Source organism: Herbidospora sp. NBRC 101105, from assembly GCF_030269205.1.
Taxonomy (GTDB): Bacteria; Actinomycetota; Actinomycetes; order Streptosporangiales; family Streptosporangiaceae; genus Herbidospora; species Herbidospora solisilvae.
In genome coordinates, this window is the sequence record NZ_BSSX01000009.1 from 447,335 (window position 1) to 469,376 (window position 22,042).

15 protein-coding genes are annotated in these 22,042 nt (G+C 73.0%); 11 read left to right on the forward strand and 4 right to left on the reverse strand.

Annotation, left to right across the window (positions count from 1 at the left end):
* Positions 1–13 precede the first annotated feature (13 nt).
* The 11 genes from moeZ (at position 14) to QSK34_RS34620 (ending at position 16,761) form a co-directional block, all read left to right on the forward strand.
* Positions 14–1,195: an adenylyltransferase/sulfurtransferase MoeZ gene (moeZ, locus tag QSK34_RS34570; protein ID WP_161484161.1), complete on the forward strand. Its 1,182-nt coding sequence runs from the start codon at positions 14–16 to the stop codon at positions 1,193–1,195.
* 32 nt (positions 1,196–1,227) lie between these two features.
* Complete coding sequence (locus tag QSK34_RS34575) at positions 1,228–1,947, forward strand: hypothetical protein (protein WP_285590569.1); 720 nt, start codon at positions 1,228–1,230, stop codon at positions 1,945–1,947.
* Positions 1,941–3,140, forward strand: coding sequence for a S8 family serine peptidase (locus QSK34_RS34580; RefSeq protein ID WP_285590571.1), 1,200 nt, complete (start codon positions 1,941–1,943; stop codon positions 3,138–3,140). Before QSK34_RS34575 ends, QSK34_RS34580 begins: the two co-directional genes overlap by 7 nt.
* Positions 3,141–3,228: 88 nt before the next feature.
* Positions 3,229–4,026, forward strand: a complete 798-nt coding sequence (locus QSK34_RS34585) for a hypothetical protein (RefSeq protein ID WP_231515364.1) — start codon at positions 3,229–3,231, stop codon at positions 4,024–4,026.
* Positions 4,020–5,147 (forward strand): S8 family serine peptidase, encoded by a 1,128-nt coding sequence (locus QSK34_RS34590; protein ID WP_285590573.1) that lies wholly within the window; start codon positions 4,020–4,022, stop codon positions 5,145–5,147. Before QSK34_RS34585 ends, QSK34_RS34590 begins: the two co-directional genes overlap by 7 nt.
* 67 nt (positions 5,148–5,214) lie before the next feature.
* On the forward strand, positions 5,215–5,574 hold the full coding sequence (locus QSK34_RS34595) for a hypothetical protein (RefSeq protein ID WP_062356077.1): 360 nt from the start codon (positions 5,215–5,217) through the stop codon (positions 5,572–5,574).
* Positions 5,571–5,876: an MGMT family protein gene (locus QSK34_RS34600; RefSeq protein ID WP_161484158.1), complete on the forward strand. Its 306-nt coding sequence runs from the start codon at positions 5,571–5,573 to the stop codon at positions 5,874–5,876. The genes QSK34_RS34595 and QSK34_RS34600 overlap by 4 nt, the downstream gene beginning before the upstream one ends.
* Before the next feature lie 51 nt (positions 5,877–5,927).
* Positions 5,928–8,816 carry a CDP-glycerol glycerophosphotransferase family protein gene (locus tag QSK34_RS34605; protein WP_285590577.1) on the forward strand — a complete coding sequence of 963 codons (2,889 nt, stop codon included), beginning with the start codon at positions 5,928–5,930 and terminating at the stop codon, positions 8,814–8,816.
* A gap of 136 nt (positions 8,817–8,952) precedes the next feature.
* The gene (locus QSK34_RS34610) at positions 8,953–10,347 is read left to right on the forward strand and encodes a beta-N-acetylhexosaminidase (RefSeq protein WP_285590580.1); all 1,395 of its coding nucleotides are present in this window, start codon (positions 8,953–8,955) and stop codon (positions 10,345–10,347) included.
* 19 nt (positions 10,348–10,366) lie between these two features.
* Positions 10,367–13,531 (forward strand): ATP-dependent helicase, encoded by a 3,165-nt coding sequence (locus QSK34_RS34615; RefSeq protein ID WP_285590581.1) that lies wholly within the window; start codon positions 10,367–10,369, stop codon positions 13,529–13,531.
* Positions 13,525–16,761: an ATP-dependent helicase gene (locus tag QSK34_RS34620; RefSeq protein ID WP_285590583.1), complete on the forward strand. Its 3,237-nt coding sequence runs from the start codon at positions 13,525–13,527 to the stop codon at positions 16,759–16,761. Before QSK34_RS34615 ends, QSK34_RS34620 begins: the two co-directional genes overlap by 7 nt.
* On the opposite strand, the gene QSK34_RS34625 is transcribed toward QSK34_RS34620, so the two are convergent.
* The 4 genes from QSK34_RS34625 to QSK34_RS34640 are packed head-to-tail and all read right to left on the reverse strand — an operon-like array spanning position 16,740 to position 21,977.
* Positions 16,740–17,789 (reverse strand): type III PLP-dependent enzyme domain-containing protein, encoded by a 1,050-nt coding sequence (locus QSK34_RS34625; RefSeq protein WP_285590585.1) that lies wholly within the window; start codon positions 17,787–17,789, stop codon positions 16,740–16,742. The genes QSK34_RS34620 and QSK34_RS34625 overlap by 22 nt on opposite strands.
* Entirely contained in the window at positions 17,786–19,291 is a 1,506-nt protein-coding gene (locus QSK34_RS34630) for an IucA/IucC family protein (RefSeq protein ID WP_285590587.1), read from the reverse strand. Before QSK34_RS34630 ends, QSK34_RS34625 begins: the two co-directional genes overlap by 4 nt.
* On the reverse strand, positions 19,288–20,847 hold the full coding sequence (locus QSK34_RS34635; RefSeq protein WP_285590589.1) for an IucA/IucC family protein: 1,560 nt from the start codon (positions 20,845–20,847) through the stop codon (positions 19,288–19,290). Before QSK34_RS34635 ends, QSK34_RS34630 begins: the two co-directional genes overlap by 4 nt.
* Positions 20,844–21,977: an ATP-grasp domain-containing protein gene (locus QSK34_RS34640; protein WP_285590591.1), complete on the reverse strand. Its 1,134-nt coding sequence runs from the start codon at positions 21,975–21,977 to the stop codon at positions 20,844–20,846. The genes QSK34_RS34635 and QSK34_RS34640 overlap by 4 nt, the downstream gene beginning before the upstream one ends.
* Positions 21,978–22,042: the final 65 nt, after the last annotated feature.

The window sequence follows — 22,042 nt, forward strand, 5'->3', positions numbered from 1 at the left end:
CGGGAGTGGAACTGTGTCGTTGCCACCGCTGGTCGAGCCGGCCCCCGAGCTCACCGTCGACGAGGTGCGCCGCTACTCGCGCCACCTGATCATCCCCGACGTCGGGATGACCGGGCAGAAGCGGCTGAAGAACGCCAAGGTCCTGTGTGTGGGCGCGGGCGGCCTCGGTTCCCCGGCTCTGATGTACCTGGCCGCGGCGGGCGTGGGCACGCTCGGCATCATCGACTTCGACGTGGTCGACGAGTCGAACCTGCAGCGCCAGATCATCCACGGCCAGTCCGACGTCGGCCGCCTCAAGGCCGAGTCGGCCGCGGCGACCGTGCGCGAGATCAACCCGCTCGTCAACGTGGTGATCCACAACGTGGCCCTCACCACCGACAACGTGATGGACATCTTCTCGGGCTACGACCTGATCGTCGACGGCACCGACAACTTCGCCACCCGCTACATGGTCAACGACGCCGCGGTGCTGCTCGGCAAGCCCTACGTGTGGGGCTCGATCTACCGCTTCGACGGCCAGGCCAGCGTCTTCTGGGCCGAGCACGGTCCCTGCTACCGCTGCCTCTACCCGGAGCCCCCGCCTCCCGGCATGGTGCCCTCCTGCGCCGAGGGCGGCGTGCTCGGCGTGCTCTGCGCCTCGATCGGCTCGATCCAGGTCAACGAGGCCATCAAGCTGCTGACCGGCATCGGCGACCCGCTGGTGGGCCGTCTGATGATCTACGACGCGCTGGAGATGAAGTACCGCGACGTCAAGGTCCGCAAGGACCCCGAGTGCGTGTTGTGCGGCAAGAACCCCACGGTCACCGCGCTGCTCGACGACTACGAGGCGTTCTGCGGCGTGGTCTCCGACGAGGCCCAGGCGGCCGCGCAGGGGTCCACGATCACCGCGCTCGAGCTCAAGAAGTGGCAGGACGACGGCGAGAACATCTACCTCGTCGACGTCCGCGAGCCGGGCGAGTACGAGATCGTCAGCATCCCCGGCGCGACGCTGATCCCCAAGGGCGAGTTCCTCAACGGCTCGGCCCTGGAGAAGATGCCGCAGGACAAGAAGATCGTGCTGCACTGCAAGTCGGGCGCGCGCTCGGCCGAGGTGCTCGCGGTGCTGAAGAGCGCCGGGTTCGCCGACGCCGTCCACGTGGGTGGAGGCGTGCTGAGCTGGGTCAAGACGGTAGACCCGTCTCAGCCGACTTACTGATACGACCCATCTGGCCCGGTTACAGTCGGTCCGTGACGGAAAGACGCAGTTGGCCGGCGCTCGTCGTGGCGTCGGCCCTCACGGTGAGCTGCGCGGTCGTCGCGGGGGTGGGGGTCAGTTCGGCGATGACCGAACTGACCCGTGGCCCCACCAAACAGGAACGCCGCGCCGCCGCGGCCGAGGAACTGGCCCGCCGCTGGCGCACCTGGCCGGCCGGCAAGATCTTCCCCGAACGGCTCGCCTACACCTCCGAGCAGGGCGGCCGTGAGGTGGGGCGCCGGGTCGGCATCGGCCCCGGGACCGACTGCGCGCGCGCCGTCGACGCCGCGCTTCGTACGCCCATGGACGAGGCCGGCTGCCGCGGCCTCATCCGCGCCACCTATCTCGACGCCGTCGAGGGCGTCGTGGTCACCATCGGGGTGGCCGCCTTCCGCGACTCCGCCGCCGTGATGGCCGCCACCACCGCGCTGCCCCGCGAACACCGCCCCTCGCCGGGCCTGCGCCCCCTGACCTTCGCCAAGACCGCCACCGAGCGGTTCACCGCCGCCGGTCGCCAGTACGGCACCTACCACCGGGCCGGCCCTTATCTCGTGATGGTCACCGCCGGGCAGGCCGACGGCCGCCCCGCCAAGGCCCTGGGCCGCCCGCTGACCTCGATGTTCACCTTCACCGACGAGTTGTCGGAGCAGATCGCCCGCGGTCTGGTCGTGCCCGCGCGGGCGACCTGCGAGTCGGAGGGCTTCCTGTGCTGATCCGGGCCCTCGCGGCGGCGCTCCCGCTGCTCTTCCTCGCCGTTCCCGCCTACGCCGACGGGGTGCGGGGCGGGCAGACCGGGGCGCTCGGCATGATCGGCATCGAGCGGGCCTGGCGCGAGACCAAGGGCGACGGCGTCCTGGTGGCCGTGCTCGACTCGGGCGTCGACCCCGGCCACCGCGACCTCGCCGGGTCGGTCCGGGTGGGCCGCGACTTCACCAAGGGGGCCAATCCGTCCGGCGTGCGGCCCCAGCGGCTGCACGGCACCTACATGGCCTCCCTCATCGCCGGGCACGGCCACGGTCCCGGCGGGCGCGACGGCGTGATCGGGGTCGCCCCGGAGGCCGGGATCCTGTCGGTCCGGGTGATCCTCGAAGACGACGAGCCGGGCTTCAAGACGTTCAACATGGACGAGCGCTACGAGGGCGTGATGGCCAGGGGCATCCGCTACGCCGTCGAGGAGGGCGCCGACGTGATCAACCTGTCGATCGCCAAGGGCGCCGCGACGGAGGACGACCGCGCGGCGGTGGCGTACGCGATCTCGAACAACGTGGTGCTGGTCGCGGCGGCCGGGAACGACGGCGCCGAGGACACCGGGGGCCACTACTCCTACCCGGCCTCGCTGCCCGGGGTGATCTCGGTCGCGGCGGTGACCGGAACGATGCAGAGGGCCTTCTTCTCCACCCGCAACGCCTCGGTGATGCTGGCCGCGCCGGGGGTCGACATCCTGGGGGCCGGGCCCGGCGACGAATACTGGGTCGGCCGGGGCACGTCGCAGGCGACGGCTCTGGTGTCGGGTGTGGCCGCTTTGATAAAAGCGAAATATCCGAAGATGTCGCCCGCGCTGGTGGCCCAGGCACTCGCCGGCTCCGCCGTCGCCCCCAAGGGCGCCGGCTACAACACCGGCACCGGCTTCGGCGTGGTGAACGCCGGCCGCGCGCTGGCCGCCGCCGCCCGGCTCGCCGGGCATAGACCGACGGCCTCCGGGAAGGAGGCCCACGATCCCGACCGTCCCTTCTCCACCGCCTCGCCCGAGCCGATCGCCATGGTCCAGCGCGACCGCCGGATGATCACCCTCTACGGCGCGGCGGGCGCCGCCGGGCTCATCGGGGCAGGTGGCAGCGTCGCGGTGATCGTCGTCTGCGCCCGCAGGGCGCGGCGCAGGGAGGCTTCACCAGAAATCGCCACCTAGGAGACCTCTACCGAATCGTTGGCGTATGGAGTCTTCGGCGTAACATTGAGGAATGTCGCCACAGCAGCCGCGAGCCCAGCGAACGCGGGTGCGCCCATGGCCGGCCACGCGCGGGCGCGCGGCGGCCGTCAAGGCGGCCGAGGAGCGGCGGGAGCTCGAGAAGGGCATCCGCCGCCGCGGCATCGTCACGAGCCTGCTGACGGCCGCGGTGCTGGTGGCGGCCGTCAACGCGGTGATCGCCGGCGTCGGCATCGTCCAGGAGACCCGTTCCCGGCCCCTGACCGGCCAGGAACGCGCCGACTACGTGAAAGAGGACGTCGCGCGGCGCTGGCACGACTGGCCGGCGTCCATGGTCTTCCCCGACGAGCTCGAATACGTCGGCCTGGCCCGTTCGCAGCAGTTCGCCCGCCGGGTCGGCATCGCGCCCGAGATCCCCTGCTGGGCGGGGGTCGACCGCTCGGTCGCCTCGGTCTTCCGCGAGGTGTCGTGCCGGTCGCTGCTCCGGGCGACCTACGTCGACCAGTCGGGCGCCTTCGCGATCACCATCGGCGTGGCCGTCATGGCCGACGAGGACGCCCGCACCTCCGCCGCCGCCAAACTGCCGATCGACGACCGGGTCGGGGTGCGGCCGGTGGCCTTCCCGGGCACCGTGACCGACCTGTTCGGCGCGGCCCAGCGGCAGCGGTCGGGCTGGGTCGGGGTGGGGCCGTACATCGTCTTCTACACCGCCGGGTACACCGACGGACGCACCCGTGACGCGATCCCGCAGGAGGAGTTGTTGCACAGCGAGCTGTGGCCGACCGCGCAGGCCCTCGGCGGCCGGGTGGCCCGGTCGCTGGGCGAGGAGCCCGAGGTGCCGCGCTGCACCCAGGGGAACGAGTGCTGAGGGCGGCCGCCCTGGCGGTGGCCGCGCTGCTGGCCGTCGCGGCGGCCCCGCCCCCCCTCGACGACCTCGGCGTCGACGCGGCCTGGGCCAAGACGAAGGGCGCCGGGGTGACCGTGGCGCTGCTCCACGACCGCGTCGGCGAACCGGCCGAGCTGAAGGGCCGCGTCGTCCAGGCCCCCGACATGACGGGAACGTTCTTCGAGGGCGACGAGATGCGCACCAACGACTACTCGACCGTCCTGGCCGGGCTGGTCGCCGGGAACGGGACCGGCGGCGGCGGGCAGGGCACCGCGCCCGAGGCCACGGTGTTGTCGGTGCCGATCACCTCGATGCCCCTCGAAGGCGGGCTGGTCGACCCCGAAGACGCGCAGGGCACCCCGCTCGACAGCCCGATCGCGCGCGGCGTGCGCTACGCCGTCAACCACGGCGCCCAGGTGATCGTGGTGCCGATGGGCATCTTCGGCGTCGGCCGGGTCGAGCGCGACGCGGTCGCCTACGCCCTCCAGCGCGACGTGGTGATCGTCTCGGGGGCGGGCGACATCGGCCAGTGGCCCTCGTCCACGGCCAACGGCACCTCCTACTGGCAGTTCCCCGCCGGGTTCCCCGGCGTGATCGGGGTGGCCGCCGTCGACGACGCGGGCGTGCGCGCCCCGGGCAGCTCCGACAACCTCTCGGTCCTGGTCGCCGCCCCGGGCGTGCGCATCCCGGCGGGCCGCGTGGGCGGCCGGCAGCTGGCCGTGAACGGCACTCAGGCGGCGAGCGCCCTCGTGGGCGGGGTGGCCGCGTTGATCCGGGCCGAATACCCCCGGCTGCCCGCCGAACTGGTCGCCCGGTCGATGTCCGACTCGGCCGGGCCCCACCCCGGCAACGGCTACGACGACAAGGTCGGCTTCGGCGTGGTGAACGCGGGCAGGGCGCTGAGCCGGGCCGGTGAGCTGGCGAGATACCAGGAGGCCGTGCCGGTCGCCGGTGACCTCCACTTCGGCGGGGGCCCCAAGTCCGACGGCCCGCGACCGCCCGGCCCCGACCCGCTCCGGTTGTGGGTCTTCGGCACGGTGGCCGTGCTGAGCCTGGCCGCCTTCGGCCTTCTCGCGGGACTGCTGGCCCGCAGAAGGAGATGACGACTTAGAGGGAAACTTGCCCTTTCTCATCACAACAAGGGGCAAAGGTTCGCTATCGTCGCGCCTCATGGGTTACGAGCTGCGCGTCGAGCGTGAATCAGCGCTCGCCTACGCCGAACTCGTCCGGGCGCTGTCGGGCCATTCCGACCTAGAGGTGCGCGGATCGGCCGAGGCGGGAGAGGTCGTCGCGCGGCATGGCGACGACGGCCACCGGGTGGCCGAATGGTCGGGCCGGTTGTTCGGCTCGCCGGAATCCGACTGGCACCTCGCCCATCTGGCGCGCGTCGCCGAGTTGCTGGGCGGGCGACTGGTCGGTGAGGACGGCGAGGTCTACGGCGTCCGCGACGGAATTCTGGAACAGGGCGACATCGAATTCGGCAAGCTGGAGGACCTCCTCTACGCCGGACCGACGAGCTGGAGCCAATGAACGGACACCCGCCCCCTTTCGCCGACCGGGTCCTCGACCTGGTCGACCGGATCCCGCCCGGGAAGGTCATGTCCTACGGCGACGTGGCCGAATATCTCGGTGAAGGCGGGCCCCGGCAGGTGGGGCGGGTGATGGCCACATGGGGCGGAGGCGTCCCGTGGTGGCGCGTGATCAGAACCGATGGGAGCCCGCCGCCGGGGCTGGAGGCCGAATGTCTCCGCAGGTGGCGTACGGAAGGAACACCGGTGAAAGGGGAACGCGCATTGATGCGTGAGGCACGATGGGACGGAATCCCCCTTTAACCGGTATTACCATTTCTGAAACACCGGTCATCCGAAGGGTGGTGCCCCCTTATGACACCCGCTCGCCAGGGCGATTCCGTCGCCGATCGACTGCGGGCTGTCCAGGAGCTCTATGACCGGGGCGAGCCACTCGACGCCCTGGTGGAGCTCATCCGCGCAGAGGGTCTGAGCAGCGCCGAACGTGCCCGGCTCGACGCCGAGGTGCTGGCCGGTTGCCTGGGCGCCCGGCTCGACGCCGCCGCCAAGCGCGGGCCCGCCCGCAGGGCCCAGGCCATCGAGGTGCTGCGCCCCTATCTGGCCACCGTCGACCCGAAGGTCAAGCGCGACCTGCCGGTCGGCCGCCGGGTGGCCTTCCACCTGGTCGAGACCTCCGACACCAAGACGCTGGCCGACGGCGACGCGCTGGCCAAGCTGGCCGCCGCGGCCGCCGAGCCGTCCCGCCGCGTCCGCAAGGGCCTGCGCTGGTACGCCGACCTCCCCGTGGAGGTCCCCGACCAGTCGCTGCTGCGCCTGCGCCCCGCCGACATGGTGCCGGTCACCCAGATCGACGACATCACCTGGGAGGGCGGCAAGCTCCGCATCACCGGCCACGCCTATCTGGCCGGCCTGTCGGTGCGGTCGCGGCGCTTCAACCGGGCGACGGTGGTCCTGCGCGGTCCGCGCTGGCTGCCGCCCGTCACCCTCAAGACCACCCGGGTCTTCCGGCCCGAGGCCACCCACGACGCCCGCGAGCCCGGCTGCAACTACGACTGGGCCGGCTTCCAGGCCGAGCTCAACCCGTTCTCGCTGCGCTGGCGCGCCGGCGTGCGGGCGCTGGTCCGCGGCGGCAAGCGCATGCTCAAGCGGCGGCACACCGTCCAGGACACCACCACCTGGCGGGCCGAGATCGTGATCTGGTCGCGCGCCGCCCGCGCCAAGGGCGTGCTGCGCGGCCCGTCGATCGGCCGGGTCGAGCGGCCCGCCGGGCTCAGGACCCGCGACCGCTGGTGGGTGCGGCCCGTCTGGACCTCCGACAAGGCGCTCCAGGTCGTGCTCCAGCCCACCCGGGCCGAGCTGACCGGCGTCAAGCTCGACGGCGAGCAGATCGAGCTGACCGGCTTCCTGCCGGGACGTCCCGTCAGCAAGGGCAAGGCCCGCGTCGGCGGCCACCGCATGCCGGCCGAGTTCACCCCCGCCGAGGGCGGCAGCGTCTTCTCGCTCTCGCTGAGCGTGCAGACCCTGCTGACCGCCGACGCGCGGCGGCTCTGGGTCGAGCCCAAGGGCGACCCGGCGGCCTCGGTCATGCTGGAGGGCACTCCGGAGACCCGGCTGCTGCTGGGCGACCGCGAGATCACCGTCCAGGGCGACCGGCGCGACCGCGTGGTCATCTCCGGCCACAAGGTGCTGCCCGTCATCAAGGCGATGGCCTGGCGCGACGGCGTCCTCACGCTGGAGGGCGACTACCCCGCCGAGACCGGCGAGCGCGATCTGGTGCTGCGGCACCGGGGCGGGCTGACCTACCGGGTGCCGCTGCGCCGCGAGGGCACCGCCTTCACGGTGGAGTTCGCGCCCGGCGCGATGGCCCGCTTCGGCGACACCACCCCGCTGGTCGAGGGCACCTGGACCATGTCGGTCGCCCCGCCCGGCAAGTACGGCCCCGCGATGGTCCCCGTCCGGGTCGACCACGCCGCCCTCGACACCATCGACGAGGAGCAGCGCACGGTCGGCGGCCGCGTCTACCGGTTCGTGGCCACCCGCTACGACGTGCCCGTCCTGGTGGCGGCCGAGGAGCGGCCCGGCGACGAGCGCAGCGCGGCCGGGGTGTGGGCGCTCAGCCGCACCTTCTACCCGGCCGAGAAGGCCAAGCCGATCCGCCAGGCCACCGTCTACGCCTCCTTCGACGGCCGGTCCTACTCCGACAACCCGCGCGCCATCTACGAGGAGCGGGTGCGCCGGGGCGACGAGGGCGAGCACATCTGGGTCGTCCGCGACGGCGCCTTCGTGCCCCCGGGCTCGGCGGAGCTCGGGCTCGGCGAGGGCATCGTGCCGACGGTCGTGCGGGAGGGCAGCCGGGAGCACTACGAGGCCCTGGCCCGCGCCCGCTACATCGTGGCCAACCAGTTCCTGCCGCCGTGGTTCCGGGCCCGCGACGACCAGGTCTACGTCCAGACCTGGCACGGCACCCCGGTCAAGCACATCGGCCGCGACCTGCCCCACATGCGGCGCGAGCCGCGCCCGCCGGTGTACGCCCGGCAGACCACCGAGGTCCGTCAGTGGGACCTGCTGATCTCCCAGTCGCCGTGGGCGTCCGGCGTGCTGCGCAAGGCGTTCGGCTACGAGGGCGAACTGCTGGAGTGCGGCAACCCGCGCAACGACGTGCTGTTCCACCGCGACGCGCTGGCCCCGGCCATCCGCCGACGGCTGGGCATCCCGGAGGGCAAGCGGGTCGTCCTGTACGCCCCCACCTTCCGCGACTGGGACCGCCGCAACGCGGCCGTCAAGCTCGACCTGGCCGACGCGCAGCGGGCGCTGGGCGACGACCACGTGGTGCTGGTCCGCGGGCACATGATGCAGGCGTTCCCGCACGTCCAGTCGTTCGGCGGGTTCGCGATCGACGTCACGACCTACCCCGACATGGCCGACCTGCTGGTCATCGCCGACGTGCTGGTCACCGACTACTCCTCCAGCATGTTCGACTTCGTCGCCACCGGGCGGCCGATCGTGTTGTTCACGCCCGACATCGACAAGTACAAGACCAACCGGGGCCTCTACCTCGACCTGGAGGCCCAGCGGCCCGGCCCGCGCCTGGCCAGCTCGGCCGAGGTGGTCGAGGTGCTGCGCACCATCGACTCGGTCTCGGTCCGGCTCGCCGATCGCTACGCGGCCTTCGCCCGGACGTACGCCCCGCACGACTCCGGTAAGGCCACCGCCCGCCTGGTCGACCACGTCTTCACCGGATAACGTTAAAGAAACTTTCCTATTGCCGCCGTCACGTGATCCAATGAGGGTCGTGTGGCGGCGGCTTTCGTTGGGACTGGTGATGCTGGTGACGTCGTGTGCTCCGGGGACTCCGGCGGAACCCCTTCAGCTCTCCCTCGTGCCCTACCCCGCCTCGGTCACCCGCCTGGAGCAGGGCTTCACGCTCGAACCCGGCGACACGGTCACCTCCGAGGAGCCGGCGGTCGCCGCCCAGCTCGTCAGTGGCGTCAGAACCGACACCGGCCTGGAGCTCACCACCGGCCCCGCGGGCCGGATCAGGCTCGACCTCGACGCCCCCGAGGCCGGGGCCGAGGGCTACGAGCTCACCGTCGGCCCCGACGGCGCCCGCATCAGCGCGGCCACCCCCGAGGGACTGTTCCGGGGCGCGCAGACCTTCCGCCAGCTCGCCCGCGAACGGGTGCTGCCCGGCGTGCGGATCAGCGACCGCCCCCGCTACGCGTGGCGCGGCGCGATGCTCGACGTCGCCCGCCACTTCCGCCCGGTCGCCGACGTGAAGCGGTTCGTCGACCTGATGGCGGCCTACAAGCTGAACGTGCTCCACCTGCACCTCACCGACGACCAGGGCTGGCGCATCGCCGTCCCCGGCTGGCCCAACCTGACCACGGTCGGCGCCTCCACCGAGGTGGGCGGCGGCCCCGGCGGCTTCTACACGGCCGCCGACTACCGCGAGATCGTCCGGTACGCCCAGGAGCGGTTCGTCCGCGTCGTGCCCGAGGTCGACGTGCCCGGCCACACCAACGCCGCCCTGGCCGCCCACCCGGAGCTCACCTGCGACGGGGTGGCGCCCGAACCGTACACGGGCATCAAGGTCGGCTTCTCGGCCCTCTGCCCCGGCAAACCGGAGACCGCCCGGTTCCTGACCGACGTCCTGACGGAGCTCGCCGCCCTCACCCCCGGCCGCCACCTGCACATCGGCGGCGACGAGGTCGAGAAGCTGAGCGAGCGCGAGTACGCCCAGATCGTGGAACTCGCCGCCCAGGCCGTGACCGCCAACGGCAAGGAGGTCGTCGGCTGGCAGGAGGCCGGCGCGACCGCCCTGCCGCCGAACGCGCTGGTCCAGTACTGGCAGACCAACGGCGGCCCGGAAGACGTCGAACGCGCGGTCGCCCGGGGCGCGAAGGTCATCATGTCCCCGGCCAGCCGCGTCTACCTCGACATGAAGTACGACGACACCACCCGCATCGGCCAGACCTGGGCCGGCACGACCGAGGTCGACGACGCCTACGACTGGGACCCGGCCACCCTGATCGACGGGATCGGCGACGACCGCATCGAGGGCGTCGAGATGGCCCTGTGGACCGAGACCGTCGTCACGATGAACGACGTCGAACTCCTGACCTTCCCCCGCCTCCCGGCCATCGCGGAGGTCGCCTGGACCCCGCAGTCCCAGCGCTCGTTCGACGCCTTCGCGGCCCGCCTGGCCCCGATGGCGACCGTCTGGGACCGATGGGAGGTCGACTACCACCGTTCGCCGCGCATTGCATGGCCATGATCTGGTGCAATAGAGCGTTATGAGCTATCGGCTGGTGCGGCGCGGGGGCGTGGGGCGTGGGCCCGGTCCTGTGCTCGACGAGCATCAGCGGGCTGTGGTGGCCCATGAGAGCGGGCCGCTGCTGGTTCTGGCGGGTCCCGGGGCCGGGAAGACGACCACCATAGTCGAGAGCGTCGTCGACCGGGTCGAGGCGCGCGGCGTCGACCCCGAGCGTGTCCTGGTCCTCACCTTCAGCCGCCGGGCCGCCGGGGAGCTGCGTGACCGCGTCACCGCCCGGCTGCGCCGCACCACCCGCACGCCCCTCGCGCTGACCTTCCACAGCTACGCCTACGCGCTGCTGCGCCGTGAGGCGCTGGAAGCGGGTCAGCCGCCGCCCCGGCTGCTCACGGGGCCTGAGCAGCTGCTCGAAGTGCGGCGGCTGCTGCACGGCGAGCTGGAGGACGGGGCCCGGCAGTGGCCCGAGGCGATGCGCGAGTGGCTCAAGACGCGGGGGTTCGCCGAGGAGGTGCGCGACTTCCTGGCCCGTGCGCGGGAGCGGGGGCTCGACGGGCCCGCGCTGGTCGAGCTGGGGCACACCCACGGGCGGTCCGACTGGGTGGCGGTGGGGCGGTTCGCGGCCCGTTACCAGGAGCGGTTCGACCTCGATCCGATCTGGACGCTCGACTACGCCGAGCTGATCCGCGAGGCGGCGGCGCTGCTGTCCGACGGGCCGGTCAGGGACCGCGAACGCGCGGCCTACGACGTGGTGTTCGTCGACGAGTACCAGGACACCGACCCGGCTCAGGAGCAGCTGCTGCGCGGGCTGGCCGGAGACGGGCGCGACCTGATCGTGGTGGGCGACCCCGACCAGGCGATCTACGGGTTCCGCGGCGCCGAGGTGCGGAACATCCTCGACTTCTCCGAACGGTTCCGGACCACCGACGACGCGGCGGCGCCGGTCGTGGCGCTGCGCACCTGCCGCCGCATGGGTGAGGACCTGCTGGCCGCCTCGCGCCGGATCGCGGGCCGGTTGCCGGTGCCTCCGGGCTGGCGCGACACCTCCCACCGCGACCTGCACGCCGTCGACGGGCTGGAGCCGGGCGAGGTCCGGGTGGTGATCGCCGACAGCGTGTCGCAGGAGGCGGCCGTGGTCGCCGACACGCTGCGGCGGGCGCACCTGCTCGACGGCGTGCCGTGGCAGCGGATGGCGGTGCTGGTGCGCAGCGCGACCCGGCAGGTGCCGATGTTGCGGCGGGCGCTGCACACCGCCGGGGTGCCGGTGGTCGTGACGGGCGACGAGGGGCCGCTGATCACCGAGCCGGGGGTGCGGCCGCTCATCCTGCTGCTCAAGGCGGCGGCGCGGCCCGAGTCGCTCGACGTGGCCACCGCCGAGGAGCTGCTGACCGGCCCGCTGGGGGGCACCGACATGATCGGTGTACGCCGCCTGCGGCGCGGGTTGCGGATCGCCGAGCACGAGGCGGGGATCGTGCCGCCCCGGTCGAGCGACGAGCTGATCGTGGCGGCGGTGCAGAGCCCCAACGAGCTGACGCTGCTCGAACCCCACGTCGCCGCGCCCGCCCAGCGGCTGGCCACCCTGCTCGCCACGGCGCGGCAGACGGTGGCGAAGAACCTGACCGCCGAAGACGCCCTGTGGGAGGTCTGGAAGGCCAGCGGCCTGTCGGAGCGCTGGACCCATTCGAGCCTCGGCGGCGGGGCACGCGGCGGCCAGGCCGACCGCGACCTCGACGCGGTGGTGAACCTGTTCGACTACGCCGCCAAGTTCGTCGACCGCTTGCCGCAGGCCGGTGTGGAGGTGTTCGTCGACGACCTGATGGCCCAGGAGATCCCGGCCGACTCGCTGGCCGCCCAGGCGCCCGACGGCGAGGCGGTGCGCATCCTGACCGCCCACCGCGCCAAGGGCCTCGAATGGGACGTGGTGGTGGCCGCCGGCGTGCAGGAGGGCGTCTGGCCCGACCTGCGGGTGCGGGGGTCGCTGCTCGGGGTCGAGTCGCTGGTCGAGGTGGCGGGCGGGATCGCGCTCGACGGCACCGACGCCGAGAGGTACGCGCTCGGCTCGAAGATGCTGGCCGAGGAGCGGCGGTTGTTCTACGTCGCCGCCACCCGCCCCCGCCGCCGGCTGGTGGTGACGGCGGTCGGCGGCGAGGACGCCGACGAGCGCCCCTCGCGGTTCCTGAACGAGCTGGTCCCGGGCGGCCTGGAGAACGCGACCGTCGACGACCGGGCCCGCTGGCTGAGCATGCCCGCCCTGGTGGCCGACCTGCGCGCCGCCGTCTGCGACCCGACCCGACCCGAGCCGATGCGCCGCGCCGCCGCCCGCCATCTGGCCCGGCTGGCCGACGAGGGCGTGCCGGGGGCCGACCCGTCGTCGTGGTACGCCCTCACCGAGATCTCCGACGACCGCCCGCTCGCCTGGCCCGACGGGGTGGTGCAGATCTCGCCGTCGGCGGTGGAGAAGTTCACCAAGTGCGGTCTGCGGTGGGTGCTGGAGACCGCGGTCGGCACGGGCGGCGAGAGCGTCCCCCAGGTCTTCGGCAACGTCATCCACGCCATCGCCGTGCTCGCGGCCGAGGAGCACACCACCGACGAGCTGGCCAAACGGCTCGACGACGTGTGGGACGACCTCGACTTCGGCGGCATCTGGTTCAACCGCAAGCAGCGCGCCGTGGCCGAGAAGATGGTCGACCGCTTCCTCACCTGGCACCGGGAGAACCCGCGTGAGCTGGTCGGGTTCGAGGAGTCGTTCACCCAGGTGGTCTCCGACGGGATCGTCATCAAGGGCCGGGTCGACCGGGTGGAGCGCGACGGCGACAACCGGGCCGTGATCATCGACATCAAGACCGGCACCGCCAAGCCGCGCGACGACGAGCTCGACCGCCACCCGCAGCTCGGCGTCTACCAGCTCGCGACCGTCCTGGGCGCGTTCGAGCGCCACGGCATGACCGAGCCCGGGGGAGCCGCGCTGCTCCAGGTCGGCAAGGCCGCCGGGACCGGCCCGCTGGCCAAGGAGCAGGCGCAAATTCCGCTCGCCGACGACGTGAATCCCGAGTGGGCCCAGGATCTGGTCACCACGGTCGCGGCCGGCATGTCGGCCAACCTGTTCGTCGCCAAGGTCAACGACGGGTGCCGCACCTGCGCGGCCCGGTTCTCGTGCCCGGTGAACGACGGCGGGGGCCAGGTGTGCTGAGCCAGTTCGACCTGGCGGCGACGCTGGGTGTGCCACCGCCCACGCACGAGCAGGCCGGAGTGATCTCGGCCGACCTCGGGCCGATGGTCGTCATCGCCGGAGCCGGGTCGGGCAAGTCCGAGACCATGGCGGGGCGGGTCGTCTGGCTGGTCGCCAACGGGTTCGCCAAGCCCGAGCAGATCCTGGGCCTCACCTTCACCCGCAAGGCGGCGGCGGAGCTGGCCGAGCGGGTGCACAAGCGGCTGACGACGCTCGCCGAGAAGACCGAGACGCCGATGGACCTGGAGGTGGAGCCGACGATCTCCACCTACCACGCCTACGCCGCCCGCCTGGTCACCGACCACGCCCTCCGGGAGGCCATGGAGCCGACGATGCGCCTGGTCACCCCGGCCGTCGCCTGGCAGATGGCGGCCCGCGTCGTCGGCCAGTACGACGGCCCGATGGACCAGATCGACCTCGGCCCCCCGAGCGTCACCGCCGCGGTGCTCGACCTGGCCGGCGAGATGGCCGAACACCTGGCCACCGCCGACGAGGTGCGCGACCACGGCAGGCGCTGGTCCGAGCGGCTGGCGATGCTGCCGGGCCGGGTCACCCAGGCCCAGCGCCGGCCGGTGCAGACCCACGCCGTGCGGGAGCAGTTGCTGCCGCTCGTGGAGGCGTACCAGAAGCTCAAGCAGGCCCGTGAGGTGATCGACTACGGCGACCAGATGGCGCTGGCCGCGCGCATCGCCTCCCGGCACGAGGAGGTCGGCGAGATCGAGCGGGCCCGCTTCACCGTGGTGCTGCTCGACGAATACCAGGACACCAGCCACGCCCAGCTCGTGCTGCTGCGGTCGCTCTTCCGGGGCGGGCATCCGGTCACGGCCGTCGGCGACCCGTGCCAGTCGATCTACGGCTGGCGGGGCGCGTCGGCGGGCAACCTGTCGCGGTTCCCGCACGACTTCCCGACCGCGCAGGGGGAGCCGGCGCCGGTCCGGCAGTTGTCGATCAGCTTCCGCAACGGCGAGCGGGTGCTCGACGTCGCCGCCCGCATCCAGACCGACCTGCGCCGCGAGAGCGCCGAGGTGCCGGTGCTGACGCCGGGGGAGAACCGGGCCGACCGGGGCAGGGTGGTGTGCGCCTACCACGCCACGGCGCACGACGAGGCCGAGTGGATCGCGGAGGGCGTACAGAGGCAACTGGGCCTGGAACTCGCGCCCGACGGCCTTCCGTGGGGGGAGGGCGAGCGGAGCAAGCCCCGGCAGGGCCCGGCCCTGCAACCGGGCGACGTGGCGATCCTGGCCCGCAAACGCTCGCAGTTCCCGACGCTCCGCAAGGCGCTGGAGGCGCGCGGCATCCCGGTCGAGGTGGTCGGGCTCGGCGGGCTCCTCACCGTGCCCGAGGTGGCCGACATCGTCGCCACGCTCCGGGTCATGTACGACCCCACCGCCGGCGACGCCCTGATCAGACTGCTGGCCGGGCCGCGCTGGCGCATCGGCCCCGCCGACCTGAAGCAACTCGGCGACCAGGCCAGGGAGCTCAACCGCGAGCGCGACGAACGCGGCGGACGCCCCAGCGACCCACTCGACCAGGTGGTCGCCGACCTGGAGGCCGAACGCGGCAGCATCATCGACGCCCTCGACGAGCTGCCCGACCGGCCCGAGTGGCTCGACCCCTACTCACCGCTGGCCCGCGAGCGGCTGCCGAAGCTGGCCGAGGAGCTGCGGGCGCTGCGCGCCCACGCCGGTCTGCCGCTGCCCGACCTGATCTCCGAGGTGGAGCGCCGGACCGGCCTCGACGTCGAGGTGGCCTCGCGGGGCGGCAGCCCGCTGGCCGCCCGCGCCGACCTCGACGCCTTCCTCGACGCGGCGGCCCGGTTCGCCGGTGACGCGGAAGACCCGACGCTCGGCGCGTTCCTGGCCTATCTCAAGGCGGCCGAGACCGAGGAGTTCGGCCTCGAAGGCGGCCGGGTCGGCGAGACCAACAGCGTCAAGCTGATGACCGTGCACGCCTCCAAGGGCCTCGAATGGCCCGTCGTGATCGTGCCCGGCCTGTCGGAGGTCACCACGGCGGCCGGTGGGCTGGCCCGGGGCAGCATCTTCCCGGCCACGCCGGTGACCAACTCCCGCTGGACCGACAACCCGCGCAAACTGCCCTACGCGCTGCGGGGCGACGCCCGCGACCTGCCCGCCCTCGAAGGGCTGACCAAGGAGGAGCTGGCCGACTTCGACGCCGCCTGCCGGGAGCGCGACCTGCGCGAGGAGCGGCGGCTGGCCTACGTGGCGGTGACCCGGGCCCACTACCTGCTGATCGCGTCGGGCTACCGGTGGGGGTCGGCGTCGCGTCCGCTGGAGCCGTCCCGGTTCCTGCTGGAGGTCCGCGACCACGCCTCGTCGGTCCCGGTCTGGACCGACGACGACGCCGTGGAGAACCCGCTGCTGGCCGAGCCCGCCGAGGCGGCGTGGCCGTCCGTGGTGGTCCGCGACGGGATCGCCGAAGGGGCCAGGTTCGTCCGGGAGGCCCTCGACGGGCTCGACGAGGAGGGCGTCGGCGAACTGCGGCAGTGGGAGCAGGAGCGGATGCAGTCGTGGGCGCGCGACACCACGCTGCTGCTGCGCGAGCGCGACCGGCGGCGCGAGGGCAACCTCGTGGAGCTGCCGCTGCGCCTGTCGGTCTCGTCGCTGGTCTCCCTGGCCAAGGACCCGTCCGCGTACGCCCGCGAGGTCCGCCGCCCGCTGCCCCACAAGCCCGCCCCGCTGGCCCGGCGGGGCACCTCGTTCCACCGCTGGCTGGAGACCCGGTGGGGCCAGCAGCGCCTCATCGACGAACTCGACCTGCCCGGCGCGGCCGACGACCTCAACGAGGCCGACCAGCAGCTCCGGGTGCTCCAGGCGCGCTTCGAGGAGAGCGAGTGGGCCGAGCGCACCCCGATCGACCTGGAGGTCCCGTTCGAGACCGTCATCGCCGACCGCCTGGTGCGCGGCCGGATGGACGCCGTGTTCCCCTGGAACGACGGCTACGTCGTGGTCGACTGGAAGACCGGCAACCGGCCGCGCGGGTCGGCCGCCGCCCGCATCCAGGCCATCCAGCTCGCCGCCTACCGGCTGGCCTGGGCGAAGCTGGCCGAGGTGCCGCTGAACCGGGTGAGCGCGGCCTTCCACTACGTGCTGGAGAACCGCACCGTCCGGCCGGTCGACCTCATGGGCCTCGACGACCTGACGGCGCTGATCTACGGCATCCCCGAGACGTAGTGGAACTCCGGTTTCGGGTGCATCAGGAAGTCGTGGTGGGAGATGTTGTACGCGTAGGCCCCGGCCATCGCGAAGGCGACGACGTCTCCCGGGGTGAGGGCGGCCCTGACCCGTCGGGCGAAGACGTCCTTCGGGGTGCAGAGCTGGCCGACGAGCGTGACCTCCTCCTCGGGTCCGCCTGAGCCGAAGACCGTGAAGGGCTGGTCGTGGCCCTTGGTGACGGGTGTGCGCAGGTGGTGGGTGCCGCCGGTCAGGATCGCGAACAGCTCTCTGTGGACGCGCTTCACGTCGAGGACCTTGGTCAGGTACCAGCCGCAGTAGGCGGTCATCGCCCGGCCGGGCTCGATCCTGACGACCTCTCTGTCGAGTCCGCGGAGACCGGCTCCGTAGGCCTCCCAGTCGAAGAGGTTCGCGGGATCGCTGTAGTCCACCGCCATGCCGCCGCCGACGCACACCTCCTCGCCCGGCAGGGCGTGGTCGGCGATCGTCTTGGCCAGGCCCGTGAGGGTGGCGGCGTCGAGGCCGCTGGCGAGGTGGGCGTGGATCCCCCTGATCCGGGCCCTGCCCGGCCGGGCGCGACACTCGGCCACCATCGCCGGGTCCATCCCGAACGGCCCGCTCATCGCCAGCGCCGCGCCCTGCGCCTCGACCCGGAGGTTGATGCGCAGCAGCACGTCGGCCGGCTCCAGCAGGCCGAGCTCCCGGGGGCTCTCGACGTGGAAGCGGTAGGGCCGCCGCGTCAGGTCGGACGCGGTCTTGCCCGGCCCGCCGAACGCCAGCCGCTTACCCGGGAACAGCGCCGAGACGTGGTCGAACTCGCCGCCCGACGACACCTCGAACCCGTCGACGTGGGGCTCCAGCGTCCGCAGGATCGCCGGGTCGGGGTTGGCCTTGACGGCGTAGTAGACCTCGATCCCCGACATGGCCGCGCGGATCCGGGCCGCGTGGGCGTCGAGCGCCGCGAGGTCGTAGACGTAGGCCGGCACGTCGCCCAGCCGCCCGGCGATCTCCCGGAGCCTGGCGGTCACGCGACCACCAGCGGGTTCGCCACCGGCACGTAGGTCGCGGCCCGGTCGGCCCGCCGCTCCCACCGCACGGTCAGGTTGGCCTTGGCGGGCAGCGGCACCCCCGACATCAGCCGGGCCAGCGGCTCGGGCCACCCGATCGAGTCGCCGTAGGCGCCGATCTCCTCCGCCGCCACGCCCCACAACGTCTCCAGGGGCGCGTCCACGGACGCCGCGATCTCGGCCAGATGGTTCACGACCAGGCAGTAGACCACCCGGTCCCAGCCCTTCTCCGGCGTGTACGTCATCGCCCGCGCCACCTCGTCGGGAACACCGGCCAGGTCGTGCCCGACCAGCTTGGCGCCCTCCAGGTCGCGGAACACCGCCTGCACGGGCCGCCCGTCGGCGTCCAGCCCGACCAGCACGTTCTGCAGATGCGGTTCCAGCACCACCCCGTGCCGCAGGAACGCCTCCAGCACCGGCAGCGCGACCACCTCGACGTACGAGCGCCACCACGCCACGGGGTCGTCGCCCCCGAGCTCCCGCAGGGCCAGCGCCCCCGCCAGCACCGGCGTGACGTCGGGCCCGCACCGGCCGCGCGGGCTGCACCGCACCAGCACCCCGAGCCCTTCGAACAACTCCCGGCCCAGGTCGACGGTCCGGTAGCCGGGCTCGGGCAACCAGCGGGTGCCCGGGAACCGCTCGGTGAGGGCCGCGAAGACCGGCGCCAGCCGCCGCGACAACTCGACCCCGCCCGCCAGTTCGTACCAGGCGTTCTTCCGCACGCAGTTGGTGATCCGCACGTCGAGGGAGAACTTCAGGCACTTGTCGAGCAGCGGGTCGTAGACGGTCCGCACCGACGACGTCGGCAACACGTCGTGCTCGGCCGGGCCCAGGTCGATCAGCCGGTCGCCGTCGACCGGAGGCCGGACCAGCTCGAACTGCCACGGGTGGACCGGCAGCAGCCGGTATCCCGGCGGCACCTCGGCCGGGATACCGTCGAGGGCGCTCACGTCGCCCTCCTCGACGACCAGGTCGTCGCGCACCGCCAGCAGCCGCAGGGGGAAACGGGCGTAGGCCTCGGGCGCGTAGTCGAGCCAGTCGCCCCTGGCCGCCTCCCGGGCCTTGGGGGCCGGATGGAACGGATGCCCGAACACGAGGTCCTGCTCGGAGGCCATCCACTCGTCGGCGGGCGGCTTGCCCTGGGCGCGGGCCGCCAGCAGCCGCTCGACGACCTCCCGGCTCCCGGCCACCTGCGCCGCGAACTCGCCGTTCACCCCGGGAAGCTCCCGCGCGACGAGCTCGACCAGCTCGGCCGAGCGCAGCGGCTCCCAGGCCGGACCGGTCAGCCGCTCCGGCTCGGAGACGCGCAGGGCGGTGCCTCCGGCGGTCTTCGCCCGCAGCCACACCCCGCCGACCCGCACCAGCGTGTACGGCCCGGCCGGGAACGCCTGGCCGGGCAGTTCGCGGATGCAGCACCGGAGGAGGGCGGCGACCGTGGCGTGCTCCGCGACGTTCGTGTTCATGGGCCGGAGGACCCCTTTCGCAGGTAGTTGGGGCCGCTGGTCCCGTAGAACTTGTTGATGTCCTTGGCACCGCTCCTGGCCTTGGAGACGAGGCTGCCGGCGGTGACCATGCTCTTGCCGACCAGGCGGGCGGCCTCCAGCGTGCGGTTGCGCAGCAGCCGGGCCATCGGGTGGTCGCCGTGCGCGTCGAGGGCCTCGGCCAGCGCGGCCCGCACCAGATCGGGCCGCAGCGTCACCGCGGCGGCGGCCAGGTGCAGGGTGATCGTCACGAACACGTCGGCCAGCGCGTGGGGATCGCCGGTCAGCATGCGCTCGTCGGCGAAACCGGGCACCTCGATCCCGGCCGCCGCCAGGTGGTCGGGGGAGGCCAGCAGCCCGTCGTTGTCCTTGACCAGCAGCCGCATCGGCCCGTCGCCGAAGACGAGCGCGAGGTTCTGCTGGTGCGCCTCCAGGGCGACGCCGTACCGGACGAAGAGGGTGACGTTCCAGGTCAGCAGCGCCCGCAGGTAGTCGGTGAGCAGCGCCTCGACGTCGCCGCGGTAGTGCCGGTCGGCCAGCGCCTCCAGGACGCCGGGCGCGTTGAGCGCCGCCACCGAGACGATCTCGCCCTCAGGCAGCCGCCGGACCATCCAGGCCAGGAACTCGTTGCCCGAGTGGGCGAACTCCTGCTCCCCGGCCAGGCACACGCGCAGGCCGGGGTGCCGGTCGAGCACCTCGCCGAGCAGCCGTTCGGCCCGCGCGCCGTCGTCGAGCACACCCGGCTTGATCGACCGCCGGTTGCGCACCCCGAGCGTCGCCGTGGCGAGCGGCATCTTCAGGTGGGTGCGGGGTGACACCTCGACCGTGCGCATCGACAACGTGGGGCGTACCGGCAGGAAGTCGAGCGGCGCGACCACGGCGTTCACCTGCGGCAACGACAGCGGATGCACCGGGAACAGACGGTGGGTGGCTGCCAGGCCGGGCGGCAGGCCGACGGCGGCGAACGACGGGAAGAACTCCGGGGCCGGTCCGGCCCCCGGCACGGCCGCCCAGCGCAGCGTGAACCTCGGCGCGAACTCGGGCGCGTAGGCGAGCAGCTGCTCCTCGGTCAGCCCGTGGCGGCAGCGGGCGGTCGGATAGACCGGATGGTCGCTGAACGCGGCCAGCACCTCGTAGCCGATCGGCCCCAGCTCGGGCAGCCGGTCCTCGACCGAGGCGCGGTGGCGGTCGAGCAGCTCCAGGCCGGCCAGCGTCTGGCGGCACTCCTCGGTGAAGGCGGCCACCCCTTCGGCGTCGGCCGGGTCGGCGACCCTGGCCAGCGTCGCCAGCACCTCGCGCAGCCGCACGGCCTCGCCTGGGGCCACCGTGAAGTCCTGGAAGAGCCCTTCGAGGCCGCCCGAGGGGAACCCGGGAGCCAGCCGCACCCGCCGCGCGGCCGACAGCGGCACGTACGCGCCCGCCTTGTCCCAGCTCAACCGGCCGGCGAGCCCGCCGACGTCCTCTCTGATCAGGGCGTTGAGCACCCGCGCCGCCAGGTAGCCGTCGCGGCCCACCCGCACCGCCGTGGCGTTGGTCACGCGACCACCCAGGGGTGGGCGTCCAGGAAGGCCTTCGCGGCCGTGTCGACGGCGTCGCGGGTGGGGCCGACGGCCCGCAGCAGGGCCAGGTAGTCGCGGTTGGTGTGGGTCACCGCGACCGGCTGCCCGGCCTCCTTGAGCGGCAGGTGCCAGAGCCGCACGTCCTCATGGGCGCCCGTGAGCTCCTTGGGCGCCTTCATGATCGTGCCGGACCGGGTGGCCAGCACGCTGATCGCCGCCGCGTGCCCGCCCGGCCGGGGCGGCTCGGGTGCCGGTTCGCCCGCGTGCACCCGCAGGATCCACTCGAACAGCGGCACGTCGAGGTGGTCGGCCAGCAGCAGGTCGCAGTTGTCGCCGATGACCCGGTAGTTGACCTCGACGACGCGCGGGCCCTTCCCGGTGAGGACGTATTCGGTGTGACAGGCCCCGAACCCGACGCCCAGCGCCTTCAGCTGGGCGAGGACCTCGTCGGCGCCGGCGAGGTCCGGCGACCAGTCGAGGCGTTCCTCCACGAAATGGGGCAGCGGGCCGAGCGTGGTGTGGAACCCGCCCAGCACCCGGGTCGTGACCCCGTCGCCGAGCGTTTCGAGGGTCATCAGCGGCCCTTCGAGGTACTCCTCCGCGACCAGCACCGCCCCCGGGCGTCGCGTCCAGATGTCCCGTGCCGCCGCGGCGAGGTCGTCGTGGACCAGGACGACATCCTCGCTGGCCACCCCCTCGCGCGGTTTCACCACGACGGGGTAGCCGACCTCGGGCGGCGGCTCGCCCGGCACCACCCGGGCCGAGCGCACGTCGCCGAGCGCGCGCCGGGTGAGCGCCTTGTTCTTGGTGGTCAGGCAGGCCCGCCAGTCCTTGCCCGGCAGGCCGAAGTAGTCGGCGGCCAGGGCGGTCTCGACCTGGAGGTGGTCGGAGTTGGAGAAGATCACGTCGGGCCGGTGGTGGCGGGCGACGACGTCGATGACGGCTCTCGGGTCGTGTACGTCCGCCGCGATCGTCTCGTGCCCGGGATAGCCCTCCGGTTGATCGGTCAGGATGGTGACCTCCCACCCGAGGGCCTTCGCGGCGGGCAGGAAACCCCGCGTGACCGAGTCGGTGGGGTTGAGCGTGGTGAGGTACAGCCGCAAGTGCATCCCCTGAGGTAAGGCTTACCTAACCTCTAGAACCTTAGTGGGGAACGGGCGTCTGCGTGCGCCGA